12 protein-coding genes are annotated in these 12,281 nt (G+C 63.4%); 5 read left to right on the top strand and 7 right to left on the bottom strand.

The window, feature by feature from the left end; genetic code table 11:
* Window positions 1-7 precede the first annotated feature (7 nt).
* Window positions 8-1,198, bottom strand: a complete 1,191-nt coding sequence (locus tag PV760_RS02655; RefSeq protein WP_018777493.1) for a sensor histidine kinase — start codon at window positions 1,196-1,198, stop codon at window positions 8-10.
* Window positions 1,199-1,399: 201 nt separating this feature from the next.
* On the opposite strand from PV760_RS02655, the gene PV760_RS02650 reads away from it, so the two are divergent.
* The gene (locus PV760_RS02650; protein ID WP_055975136.1) at window positions 1,400-1,780 is read left to right on the top strand and encodes a DUF485 domain-containing protein; all 381 of its coding nucleotides are present in this window, start codon (window positions 1,400-1,402) and stop codon (window positions 1,778-1,780) included.
* Entirely contained in the window at window positions 1,777-3,396 is a 1,620-nt protein-coding gene (locus tag PV760_RS02645; RefSeq protein ID WP_018777495.1) for a monocarboxylic acid transporter, read from the top strand. The genes PV760_RS02650 and PV760_RS02645 overlap by 4 nt, the downstream gene beginning before the upstream one ends.
* Before the next feature lie 58 nt (window positions 3,397-3,454).
* Here PV760_RS02645 and PV760_RS02640 read toward each other — a convergent pair whose 3' ends face one another.
* The 5 genes from PV760_RS02640 to PV760_RS02620 form a co-directional block, all read right to left on the bottom strand.
* A complete protein-coding gene (locus PV760_RS02640) occupies window positions 3,455-4,474 on the bottom strand; it encodes a PHP domain-containing protein (RefSeq protein WP_354627096.1) in 1,020 nt (339 codons plus the stop codon).
* A 76-nt stretch (window positions 4,475-4,550) separates the two neighbouring features.
* Window positions 4,551-5,156 (bottom strand): hypothetical protein, encoded by a 606-nt coding sequence (locus tag PV760_RS02635; protein WP_018777497.1) that lies wholly within the window; start codon window positions 5,154-5,156, stop codon window positions 4,551-4,553.
* A gap of 34 nt (window positions 5,157-5,190) precedes the next feature.
* The gene (locus PV760_RS02630) at window positions 5,191-5,598 is read right to left on the bottom strand and encodes a DUF4383 domain-containing protein (RefSeq protein WP_018777498.1); all 408 of its coding nucleotides are present in this window, start codon (window positions 5,596-5,598) and stop codon (window positions 5,191-5,193) included.
* A 129-nt stretch (window positions 5,599-5,727) separates the two neighbouring features.
* Entirely contained in the window at window positions 5,728-6,450 is a 723-nt protein-coding gene (locus tag PV760_RS02625; protein WP_231375223.1) for a hypothetical protein, read from the bottom strand.
* A 146-nt stretch (window positions 6,451-6,596) separates the two neighbouring features.
* Window positions 6,597-7,067 (bottom strand): Lrp/AsnC family transcriptional regulator, encoded by a 471-nt coding sequence (locus tag PV760_RS02620; RefSeq protein WP_018777500.1) that lies wholly within the window; start codon window positions 7,065-7,067, stop codon window positions 6,597-6,599.
* A 195-nt stretch (window positions 7,068-7,262) separates the two neighbouring features.
* On the opposite strand from PV760_RS02620, the gene pdhA reads away from it, so the two are divergent.
* Genes pdhA through PV760_RS02605 form a run of 3 tightly spaced genes read left to right on the top strand, consistent with a single transcriptional unit; the run spans window position 7,263 to window position 10,842 of the window.
* The gene (pdhA, locus tag PV760_RS02615) at window positions 7,263-8,432 is read left to right on the top strand and encodes a pyruvate dehydrogenase (acetyl-transferring) E1 component subunit alpha (RefSeq protein ID WP_018777501.1); all 1,170 of its coding nucleotides are present in this window, start codon (window positions 7,263-7,265) and stop codon (window positions 8,430-8,432) included.
* Window positions 8,432-9,442, top strand: coding sequence for an alpha-ketoacid dehydrogenase subunit beta (locus PV760_RS02610; RefSeq protein ID WP_079581014.1), 1,011 nt, complete (start codon window positions 8,432-8,434; stop codon window positions 9,440-9,442). The genes pdhA and PV760_RS02610 overlap by 1 nt, the downstream gene beginning before the upstream one ends.
* Window positions 9,439-10,842, top strand: coding sequence for a dihydrolipoamide acetyltransferase family protein (locus PV760_RS02605; protein WP_055975143.1), 1,404 nt, complete (start codon window positions 9,439-9,441; stop codon window positions 10,840-10,842). The genes PV760_RS02610 and PV760_RS02605 overlap by 4 nt, the downstream gene beginning before the upstream one ends.
* Before the next feature lie 111 nt (window positions 10,843-10,953).
* On the opposite strand, the gene PV760_RS02600 is transcribed toward PV760_RS02605, so the two are convergent.
* Window positions 10,954-11,826: an NAD-dependent epimerase/dehydratase family protein gene (locus PV760_RS02600; RefSeq protein WP_018777504.1), complete on the bottom strand. Its 873-nt coding sequence runs from the start codon at window positions 11,824-11,826 to the stop codon at window positions 10,954-10,956.
* Window positions 11,827-12,281: the final 455 nt, after the last annotated feature.

The raw sequence follows: 12,281 nt of genomic DNA, 5'->3' as shown, positions 1-12,281 counted from the left end.
CGCCGCCTCAGGCGTCGTGGCCGGGTTGCGACTTCGGGACCCGCAGCGTGATCAGGGTGCCTTCGCCGGGGGCCGTATCGATCACCAGGCCGTGCTCATCTCCGTAGACCTGTCGCAGCCGGGCATCGACATTGCGGAGCCCCACATGGTCGCCATCCGTATGTCCGGCGAGGACTGACCGCAGGTGCTCCGGATCCATGCCCACGCCGTCGTCTTCGATGGTGACTTCGGCAAACGCCCCGGAATCATTGGCGCAGATGGTGATGTGCCCCGGACCTTCCTTCGCTTCCAAACCGTGCCTGACCGCGTTTTCCACCAACGGTTGGAGGCTGAGGAACGGAATGACGGTGCTCAGCACTTCGGGTGCGATCCGCAGGCTGACTTGGACGCGCTCACCGAAGCGTGCCCGCTCCAGCAGGAGGTAACGGTCGATGCACCGCAGCTCCTCCGCCACCGTGGTGAAGTCGCCGTGCCTGCGGAAGGAGTACCTGGTGAAGTCGGCGAATTCCACCACGAGTTCCCTCGCCCTGGCCGGGTCCGTGTTGATAAAGGACGCAATGGCGTTCAACGAGTTGTAGATGAAGTGCGGGCTGATCTGCGCGCGCAGGGCCCGCACTTCCGCTTCCATCAGCAGGGTCCTTGAGGCCTCCAGCTCCGCCAGCTCCAGTTGTGCCGCAATCCAGTCAGCAACCTCACTGGTCGCCCGCACCAGACCTGCTCCGGCGGCGGGAGCCAACGCCGCAACCGAACCGACAACCCTGGATCCTGCCCTGATCGGGGCGATGACAGCACTGAAATCAGGCCCGGCTTTGTCCGTGGAATGGCCAGCGTGGGGAACCACGGCAGTCCGCCCGGTCGCAAGGACTTCGGCTGCGAGCCCCATCAGTGCTGGCCGGAGTTCCTCCGCCGCCCCATCCCACGCAAGTACAGAGGCGGTGTCCGTCATGGCGAAGGCGTCGCAGCCCAGCAGGACGCGCAGCTGCCTGCTGGCTTTGGCAGCTCCCGCAGGCTGGAGGCCCGCGCGCAGATGCTGGCCCGCCCGCGATGCTGCGTGCAGCGTGTTGTACGTGGCGCGTTCGGCGTCCGTGCCGAGGTCCCGGAAGGAGCGGATCACCTTCAGGCCAACGCCCACGACGACGGCGACCGCCAGCACGATCACGGCGATGGCGGCTGCGGTGAAGAGCGGGGAATCGGGCATAAGGCCAGCGTAGTCCGATGTGTTCCCCGAACCTCGTTATCGCCTGTGGCCTGCTGCAACCCACCGTTTGGCGCAGCGGTACAGCCGCTGGGCGACGCCGACCGGCGTATCTATGGATGGGAAGCCGGAGCGCATTCGATAGTGATTGCAGTCACATCAGCCGCGCGCGCTGACGTGGACTCATCACAACCAGGAGGAACCATGGGTAATGAGGCCCAACCCCAGGACGCAACGGCGTCCGTGGACTTCCAGGAAGTCCAGCAGACGGAACGGTTCAAGACGCTGCGCAAGCGGCACCGCAGCTTTGTCTTTCCCATGGCAGTGATCTTCCTGCTGTGGTATTTCGCGTACGTTCTTTTGGCCGACTATGCCGTCGCCTTCATGTCCACCAAAGTCTGGGGCAACATCAACGTCGGCCTGATTCTTGGCCTGCTCCAGTTCGTCACCACTTTCGGCATCACGGCCTGGTACGTGAGCTACTCCAACAGGAAGCTGGACCCCATCGCGGCCGAAATCCGCAATGAGATCGAGGGGCACCAATTCGATAAGGACGGCAACGTCATCCACGGAGGAGCCAAATGAACGCCACCATGGTCCCGGCAGTAGAGGTCGCTGCCCTAAAAGACACCACGCTCCTGAACATGGGCATTTTCGCCCTTTTCGTCGCCGTCACCATGGTGATTGTTTTCAGGGCAAGCCGCAACAACAAGACAGCTGCCGACTACTACGCAGCCGGACGTTCCTTCACCGGCTCCCAGAACGGTACCGCCATCGCCGGGGACTACCTTTCTGCGGCCTCGTTCCTTGGCATCACGGGCGCCATCGCCATCAACGGCTATGACGGTTTCCTCTACTCCATCGGCTTCCTCGTCGCCTGGCTGGTGGCCCTGCTGCTGGTGGCCGAACTGCTCCGGAACACCGGCAAGTTCACCATGGCCGATGTCCTGTCCTTCCGGTTGAGGCAACGCCCCGTGCGCATCGCGGCGGCACTGTCCACCCTCGCCGTCTGCTTCTTCTACCTCCTCGCCCAGATGGCCGGTGCGGGCAGCCTGATCTCGCTCCTGCTGGGTATCAGTGACTGGGGCGGACAAGCCCTGGTGATTATCGTCGTCGGGGCCTTGATGATCATGTACGTGCTTATCGGCGGCATGAAGGGCACCACCTGGGTGCAGATCATCAAAGCCATCCTGCTCATCGCCGGTGCCGCCGTCATGACGGCCATGGTCCTCGCGATCTACGGTTTCAACCTCTCCAACCTGCTGGGATCGGCAGCGGAAGCGGCCAACAACCCGAACATCCTCAACCCGGGCCTGCAGTACGGCAAGACCGAGACGTCCAAGCTCGACTTCATGTCCCTTGGCCTGGCATTGGTCCTTGGGACAGCCGCCCTGCCGCACGTCCTGATGCGCTTCTACACCGTCCCGACGGCCAAGGAAGCCCGCAAATCCGTGGTGTGGGCCATCTGGCTGATCGGCCTGTTCTACTTGTTCACTTTGGTGCTGGGCTACGGCGCAGCAGCCCTGGTGGGTGCAGAAACCATCAAGTCCGCACCCGGCGGCGTGAACTCGGCCGCCCCGCTCCTGGCGTTCCACCTGGGTGGCCCGCTGCTGCTTGGATTCATCTCGGCCGTGGCCTTCGCAACCATCCTTGCGGTGGTGGCCGGACTGACCATTACTGCGGCAGCATCCTTCGCCCACGACATCTACGCAAACGTCATCTCCAAGGGCAAGGCGGATGCCACCACGGAAGTCAAGGTCGCCCGGCGTACAGTGGTGGTGATCGGCGTCCTCGCCATCCTGGGAGGCATCTTCGCCAACGGCCAGAACGTGGCCTTCCTGGTGGCGCTCGCCTTCGCTGTTGCGGCATCAGCAAACCTGCCCACCATCGTGTACTCCCTCTTCTGGAAGAAGTTCACCACCCAGGGCGCAGTCTGGAGCATGTATGGCGGCCTCGCCGCAGCCATCCTGCTGATCACTTTCTCGCCCGTGGTCTCCGGCGCCAAGACGTCCATGATCCCCGGCGCCAACTTCGCCATTTTCCCGCTGAGCAACCCGGGCATCGTGTCCATCCCGTTGGCCTTCTTCCTGGGCTGGCTCGGAACTGTCCTGGACAAGCGGCGCGAGGACCCGGCCAAGCAAGCTGAAATGGAAGTACGTTCTCTGACCGGCATCGGTGCCGAAAAGGCGGTGAACCACTAAGACCGGAACAAAAGGCTCCCCTGGAAACAGCGTTTTCCGGGGGAGCCTTTTGCGTGCGTCATTTCTTCAGGCTGAGCCACTCTTTCAATTGGGCCAGCGGCCAGGTAGTCACGATGCGTTCCATCGGCACCCCCAGGGCTTCCGCTCGCTCGGCACCATACTGCAGGAAGTCGAGCTGGCCGGGAGCATGGGCATCGCTGTCGATGCTGAACAAGCAGCCGGCGTCGAGGGCCATCTTGACGAGGTCATCCGGTGGGTCCTGGCGCTCGGGCCGCGAGTTGATTTCGACGGCGACGCCCCACTCGGCGCATTCCTTGAAAACCTTGGGGGCGTCGAATTCCGATTGGGGCCGGGTCCCGCGTGATCCCTGGACCAGCCGACCGGTGCAATGACCCAAAACGTTGGTGTGGGGGTCGCTGATACCGCCAAGCATCCGTTCGGTCATGGTCTCCTTGTCGGCTCGGAGCTTGGAGTGGACACTGGCGACCACGACGTCGAGCTTGTCCAGCATTGCAGGGGTCTGGTCCAGTGTGCCGTCCTCCAGGATGTCCACCTCGATGCCCTTGAGCAAGCGGAAGTCGTCCTGGGAAGAATTGATCCCTTCCACCACGTCCAGCTGTTTTTCGAGCCGTTCGACGCTGAGGCCGTTGGCGATGGTGAGGTTGGGGGAGTGGTCGGTCAGGGCCAGGTATTCGCGTCCGAGCGTGCGGGCCGCGGCCACCATGGCTTCGATGGGCGAGCCGCCGTCGGACCAATTGCTGTGACTGTGCAGGTCGCCGCGCAACGCGGCCCTGAGTGTGTCTCCGCCGGAGGCAAGGGCTTCGGTGCCCTTCCCGCGGAGGTCGGCCAGGTAGTCGGGGACGCGGTCCTCCAGTGCCTGGGTGATGACTTCGGCGCTGCGGCTGCCTACGCCTTTGAGGCTGGTAATCCTGCCGCTGGCGACGAGTCGGGCCAGTTCATCTGTTGAGAGTTTCCGTGCGGCGTCGGCCGCCTTCCGGAAAGCCTGGACCTTGAAGGTTGGTGCTTGGCTGCGTTCCAGCCAGAAGGAAATTTCGTCGAGCGCCTCAATGGGATCCATGGCTCCATGATCCACGAACCAGGCGCACCATCAACAGTGGGCACGGTTTGATGGTGCGCCGGTCCGTGACCGCCACCTAGTGGTGGTGGCCCGGATCCAGGGCGGGATTGGAGCCCTGGCCGTTTTCTCCGACGGGTGCCTGGCCGTGTTCCCCGTGCGGAACGGCGTACTGGCCGGCCATCGACGCGGCCAGTCCGGGTGTTGCTACTGAGGCAACAACGACGGCGGCTCCGAACGCGGCTGCCAGAAGCCGCCCGGTCCTTGGCTGGCCGTGGGCGCCGCCGTCGTTGGTCTTGTGCTGCCGCCTGAGCCAGCCTGCCCCGGCAAGTGCCATGAGGGTCAGGCCGAAGGCGGCAAAGTGGCTGACATCGAGGGAGCGCTGGGAGGTGATCCCTGCCGCCATGGCCGCTACGTGCGCGACCGCTGCCGTGGCGAGGGCCGGGAGCGCGAAGCGGGCCAGGACGAGGGAATTGCGGTGCAGGCCCCACAGCGACCAGGCCATGAAGGCCAGGCCCGCCGCGAGGGCTGCACCGCCGGCAACAACCATGCCCAGGGCGGCGGATCCAGTTCCAGCGAGGTACCCGGCGGCCAGGGACAGTTCAACCATCCCGGCCGCCATCGCAGCGAAGTATACGTACAGCACTACAGCTGCCCTCAGGGTGGGGTGGTTCACGCGGTGCATGGCTGTTACCGTCCTCGTCCTTTGGAGTCGATGATCAGGCGCGGGCGGAAGCTACGGTGGCCTTGTCCTGGGACAATGCAACGCCCAGCAGTACCACGGCGCTGGCGAGGTGCAGGACGTTGTCCGCGCCGTTCAGGGCGATGATGTTCAGTGAGCTGCCCACCAGGAAGAGGCCCACGATGCCGACCAGCAGGTAGACGCCGCCGACTGCGGTGTTGATGGACTTGGACAGCGTGACGCTGTTCATGCCGGCGATGAGGAGGGCTGCGCCAATGGCCAAGTGGATGATGTTGTGAAGCGGGTTCACGGCGAAGATGATCAAATTGGCGCCCTCGGTGGCGAAGAAGCCGATTCCCGAGGTGACGAAGAATCCGAGCACGCCTACCAAGAGGTAGACGGCTCCGAAGATGGTGGCGATCAAGCGATTGGGCGAAGTACGCATTGGTCCGAGCCTTCCGGTGATGGCCGGGATTCCCGGCCGACCTGCTGAGTCCCGGTCGGGACTCTCAAGCAGTGATTCGGATCATGCGTTTGCGTGGATGGGTGGATGGGCGGATTTATTTCTTGCCGGCTAGGGGCGGAGGCGGATGCTGCTCATTTTGAGGTCGTTGGTGCCCTCGAAAACGTACTGGAGGTCGATCGTCTTGCCGTCACATTGCAGTTTGCCTGCGAGGTTGGCCTTGTTGTTCCCGTTGTTTGAGTCAACGCTTACGGAGTTGTAGTTCGGCTTGCACGAGCTGTCCAGTTCCAGGCTGGCGATGCCGTCCACGAAGGACTGCTTGTCCAGTTCGTCCTTGAGGGGCTGGCTGAGGTAGTTGTCGTAGGCCTGTTCGGTCTGGCCGGAGACCACAAGGTTGGTGAATTCGTCCGCCAGCGACCGGGCCTTGGAGGTGGCATTGCCCACCACGTTGACCAAGATAAGGACGCCGACTACCGCCAGCACGATGACGCCCGCCACGATGCCGAGGACGATCCACAGAACTTTTCGGTTCTTCTTGGGAGGTTGCTGGCCGTACTGGCCTGGTTGGTACTGCCCGGGCGGGTATTGGCCCGGTGGGTACTGGCCCGGCTGATATTGGCCTGGTTGATACTGCCCTGGTGGGGTTTGTCCCTGGGGATAGGGGTTCTGTTGGCCGGGAGCCGCGTATTGCGGGTTCCCGCTTTGGGGATCGGACGACGGCGGCTGTTGCCACTGCGGCGACGCTCCGGTCTGCGGCGGGTAACCGGGCCCCGGGGGAACCGGTGGCGGGTTGTACCCGGGCTGGTTCTGGCTTGGTTCTTGCGGGTTGCTCACGGTAGTGCCCCTTTCGGCAGCCTTCGGCAGCGCCACCACCTGGCCGGGAACCTCTGGGCGGCCCCCGGTGCGTCCTCTTGAATCAAAGCGCATTTCCGCTTCCGCGGGCAAGAGGCGCGACGGAACACCGCAGGTGAAGTGGCGGTTCAAGCCCCGGAACGACGTCCCAGGAGCGGCTGCACGCGGTACGGGATCATCTCACGCATGGCCAGCGCGGTGTCCGTCCTGTCCACTCCGTCGCAACCGAGGATCTTTCCATTGATGCGGTAGAGATCTTCCGCATCCAGCGCAACGACACGCAACAACAGGTCAGCGGAGCCGGTGAGGCCAAAGCCTTCGAGGATTTCCGGGATGTCGGCCAGGTCCCGCGCCAGGGAAGCGAGCTTCTGCTGCTGCACGTGGACGGTGATGAAGGCCGTCAGAGGGTAGCCGAGGGCCACGGGGTTGATGCGTCGTTCGAACGACAGAAAGGCGTGTTTCTTTTCGAGCTGCGCCATGCGGGCCTGCACCGTGTTGCGGGAGAGGCCGAGCTTCTGCGCAAGGGCAACCACAGTGCCACGGGGATCCTTCGCCATGGCGGAAAGAAGGCGGGTGTCGGTGCCATCCAAGGGTTGCATAATGCGCAAGATTAGCACGCCCCCGATACTCCGAATAGTGCATAATGCTCAACTTCATCCCGGGTAGTTGTACCCGATGCGTTCTGTGAGTAGGGTCACAATTAACTCCGGCGAAGGTGCCGGAGGGCCGGCGTGCGGCAGGATCACAAGTCCTGCGAGCGCCGACGAAAACGAGCCGGAAGGTTGCGATCACCTGTGTTGACGGATCAGGCGGGCAAGGGAGTGCGACATGATGCTCCGGGCCCGGAACAAAGTGCACATATCTCCTTGCGGACTGGCGGCGATTTGCTCCAGTTGGTGTCTCCGGACGGCGAGCGCATCAGCCATCCCGAGTTTGATCTATGGGTTAAGGATGTCGGCGACGAACAATTGTGCTCGCTCTACGAGGACATGACCGTCATCCGCCGTATCGACGCAGAAGCCACGGCACTCCAACGCCAGGGTGAACTGGCCTTGTGGCCGCCGCTCCTTGGCCAGGAAGCGGCACAGATCGGTTCAAGCCGTTCTCTGCGCGACGACGACTTCGTCTTCCCGAGCTACCGGGAAAGCGGAGTGGCCTACGTCCGGGGTGCCCATCTTTCCGAGATCGCGCGAGTCTGGCGTGGTAACGCTTCGTACGGTTGGGACCCGCAGCGCATCAACCTGGCGACTCCCCAGATCATCATTGGTTCCCAGAGCCTGCACGCTACGGGCTACGCAATGGGTGTGCAGCTGGACGGAGCCAACACGGCAGTCCTCGCGTACTTCGGCGACGGCGCCACGAGCGAAGGCGATGTCAACGAGGCCATGGTGTTCGCAGCCAGCTACCAAGCTCCTGTGGTGTTCTTCTGCCAGAACAACCACTGGGCAATTTCGGAGCCCGTGCGCATCCAGTCGCACGTTCAGTTGGCCGACAGGCCCACTGGCTTTGGTATTCCCAGCATGCGCGTGGACGGCAACGATGTCCTGGCTGTCATGGCGGCCACTCGTGTGGCGCTTGACCGGGCGCGCAAGGGCGGGGGACCAACGTTCATTGAAGCCGTCACCTACCGAATGGGTCCGCACACTACCGCTGATGACCCCACCCGCTACCGTGATCCGATTGAGCTGGAGGATTGGGCTGCCAAGGACCCGATTCTTAGGCTCCGGAAGCTCCTGGAGGCCAAGGGCCTGCTCACGGAGGATGTGGAAGCCCGCGTCAAGGCCAAGGCCGATGCCGTTGCAGCCGATCTCCGTTCGAGCTGCATTGGCATGCCCGACCCGCAGCCATTGGACGTGTTCAACCACGTCTACAGCACTCCGAATTCCTGGATCGAGCGCCAGAAGGACCACTACTCCCGCTACCTGAACAGTTTCAACCAGCCCGTCGAGGAAGGTGCACTCTGATGTCCAAGCTCACTTTTGCCCGGGCAATCAACGCCGGCCTCCGGAAATCGCTCGAAAATGATCCCAAAGTGGTCCTCATGGGTGAGGACATTGGCTCCCTTGGTGGCGTCTTCCGTGTCACCGACGGGCTGCAGAAAGACTTTGGAAAGCACCGCGTTATTGATTCTCCCCTGGCCGAGTCCGGGATCATCGGCACCGCAGTGGGGTTGGCCTACCGCGGTTACCGCCCGGTGTGCGAGATCCAGTTCGACGGTTTCATCTACCCTGCGTTCGACCAGATCGTCAGCCAGGTAGCCAAGATGCATTACCGCACCCAGGGGCGCGTCAAGATGCCCATCACTATCCGGGTGCCTTTTGGCGGCGGGATCGGATCGCCGGAACACCACTCCGAATCGCCGGAAGCCTACTTCACCCACACTTCGGGTTTGCGCGTCGTGGCCGTTTCCAACCCCCAGGACGCTTACACGATGATCCAGCAGGCCATCGCATCGGACGACCCCGTCCTCTACTTTGAGCCCAAGAGGCGCTACCACGACAAGGGTGATGTGGATGAGTCGCTCGACCTCGCCACGGCATTGCCCCTGGATAAGGCTGCTGTCGTCAACGCCGGCTCCGACGTCACCCTCATTGCGTACGGTCCGCTGGTCAAAACAGCGAAGGATGCCGCCTTGGCTGCCGCTGACGACGGCATATCGGTTGAAGTGATCGATCTCCGGTCATTGGCCCCAGTGGATTACCCGGTAGTGGAAGCCTCCGTCCGCAAGACGGGACGACTCGTGATCACCCACGAAGCAGGACAATCCGGTGGCGTTGGCGCGGAGATCGCGGCGAGCATTACGGAACGCTGCTTCAATTACCTGGAGTCCGCGCCAGTCCGGATTACCGGCTTTGACGTGCCGTATCCCTACTCCAAGCTCGAAATGCACCACTTGCCGGATCTGGACAGGATCCTCGACGGCGTGGATCGCGCCCTCGGCCGCCCCAACTCCCTGAGTGGACTGGAAGGATGACCGCCACCATGATCAAGGAATTCAGGCTCCCGGATTTGGGTGAGGGGCTGACGGAATCGGAAATCCTGAGTTGGAAGGTGGCAGTGGGCGACACTGTCACGTTGAACCAGGTCATCGCCGAGGTCGAAACCGCCAAAGCCGTGGTGGAGTTGCCGTCACCATTTGCAGGCACGGTGGCCGCGCTTCACGAGCAGCCCGGAACGGTCGTGGAGGTCGGGAAGCCGATCGTCTCTTTCGAAGTCGACGACGCCGGGTCCTCCAACGGGGCTGGCTCGCCGACCGCTGGTGCCGGGTCCGCCGTCGGGGCCTCTGCGCATGGTGCGCCTGCCGCCAGCGGTGTTGAAGCGGTGGGGACCCCCGCGAAACGTGAGCCGAACCTGGTGGGTTACGGTGCCGTCGTCGAACACTCCGGACGTCCAACGCGACGTGCCCGCATTCAGGCGCCCGCAGCAGAGCAGGCTACGGTGCAGGCGGAAGTTCCGGCGATCCCGGAACCGGTCGCGGAGCCGCAGGCGGAGGTCTCGGGTGAGCGTCCGAGGTCCACGCCTCCGGTGCGCAAGTTGGCCCGCGACCTCGGGATCGACCTGGAACTGGTGCCAGGAACCGGCCCGGGCGGACTTATTACCCGCGAGGATGTCCAGAACTTTTCCGGCACAGCGGATGAGCTTGCCGTGGCGCCGGTTGCTGCAGGGCAGGGCGAGCGGGAAACCCGCACGCCCATCAAGGGAGTCCGGAAGTTCACCGCCGCTGCCATGGTGCAGAGCGCCTTTACGGCACCGCATGTCACGGAATTCCTGACAGTGGATGTCACCGCGACCATGGAATTGCTGGCCAGGCTCAAGGGCAACAGGACCTTCGAAGGCTTCAAACTGACGCCGCTGACCATCGCAGCCAAGGCGGTCCTGGTGGCCCTGCGGAACAATCCTTCGCTGAACTCCCGCTGGGATGAGGCGAACCAGGAGATTGTCCAGTTCAACTATGTGAACCTGGGTATCGCGGCCGCGACGCCGCGGGGCCTGACCGTCCCGAACATCAAGGACGCTGACCAACTGTCGCTGCGCGAGCTCTCCACTGCGTTGACCCAGCTCACCGACACGGCGCGGGCAGGCAAGACGTCTCCGTCCGATCTCTCCGGTGGCACGATCTCGATCACGAACATCGGCGTGTTCGGGATCGACGCGGGCACGCCGATCCTCAATCCGGGCGAGGCCGCGATTGTGGCCCTTGGTGCTGTCAGGAAGGCGCCATGGGTGGTGAACGATGAACTGGCAGTGCGCCAGGTCATGTCCCTTAGCCTGTCCTTCGACCACCGTCTGGTGGACGGGGAACAAGGCTCGCGGTTCCTGGCGGACCTGGGCGCCATCCTGTCCGACCCCGCCATGGTCATGACCATGATCTGATGCGTCCCAAGCTGCGGCGGCCCATCCCCTTACGAGTGCATGCAGGAAACTGCAGCCAGGGGATGGGCCGTCGCGCGTCGGGGCATGATGGTGCCGCGTCCGTGCTGAGCGTTAGTCCTCGGTGGGAGTGGTGCGGTTGGAGTGGACGTTGCGCCAGCTGTGCTCAGGTTCGAAGCCCAACAGTTTGCGCGCCTTGTCGATCGACAGCATGGTTTCGTGCTCGCCCAGTTCCTTGAGAACCTCGACGCCGGGGAAGACTTCCGCTGCCAACTCAGCGCTGCTGCGGCTCATCACGGTATCGGCCGCGGCGATGATGAACGTCTCGAATCCCGGTTCCCCGTGTTCCAGAGCACGCACCACGGCCAGGGCCCCGTCCCGGGCATCGATGTAGCCCCAAAGGTTCCATTTGCGCAGTGTGGCGTCGGCGTCGAAGGACGGGAAGGCATCGTAGTCCTCGGGGTCCATGACATTGGAGAAACGAAGCGCCGTGATGCTCAGGTCGGGATCCCACCGCGTCAGCTGGATGGCCATCTGCTCCTCGAGGTGCTTCACCAGTGAGTACGTGCTTTCCGGCCGGGCGGGGTACTCCTCATCGACCGGAATGTAGGGAGGGTCGATGTCGAAGGGGAGGCCAAGGACGGTCTCGCTGGAGGCATAGACCACCTTTTTGATGCCGGCACGCCGTGCTGCCTGGAAAACGTTGTAGGTGGAGACCATGTTGTTTTCGAAGATCGCAGCGTCGGGGGCGAGGCCCGGCGCTGGGATGGCGGCCAGGTGAACTATTGCATCGAGGCCGTCATGTTGGTCATCCAGGCCCAGAATGACGTCCAGGACCTGTCCGTAGTTCCGAAGGTCCACGCTGACGTAGCCTCGTCCGCGTGTGCCGGCCCGGTCCATATTGAGAACCTGGTGGCCATCCTGCGTGAGGCGACGCACCACGCTCCTGCCCAGTTTCCCGCTTCCGCCGGTGACGGCAATCCTCATGGTGTGCTCCTTGATCGTGGCTGGACCTTGCCCTGCTGCAGTGTGCTTTCCAGCGGGGTTCGGTTTTCCAGCCTAGGCCGCACGCGTGCCGTGCGCAGCCCCTAAGGCAGGCTCTGTGAGTCCTAGGAATACCGGAGCGACCCACGTGCGTGGCAGTGCAGGCGTGCGAACGACGGCAGCTGTCGTGGCCAGCGCGTTGGGAGCAGTGCATGTCCGGGGGCATGTCCGGCGCCCGTTCGGGCTCCTGTTTAGCTGCGTCTTGGGCCTGTCTTAGGCGCGCGGGCATTGGGATGCGTATTGGTTTTCCCGCCCCGGGGTCACGTTTTCCCGCCCGGTGTCATGTTTTGGGTGGTGTGTGGTGGTGGTTGCGTCGGGGTGTTTGGTGGGGGTCGATGTGGGGTGGGGGGATGAACCAGGGGACGCCGTTTTGGATGGTGATGCGCCAGTGTTCTTTG

Source organism: Paenarthrobacter sp. CC6 (genome assembly GCF_040560085.1).
GTDB classification, from domain to species: domain Bacteria; phylum Actinomycetota; class Actinomycetes; order Actinomycetales; family Micrococcaceae; genus Arthrobacter; species Arthrobacter nicotinovorans.
Note: the sequence above shows the minus strand (reverse complement) of the source record. Positions and strands in the feature narration are given on the sequence as shown.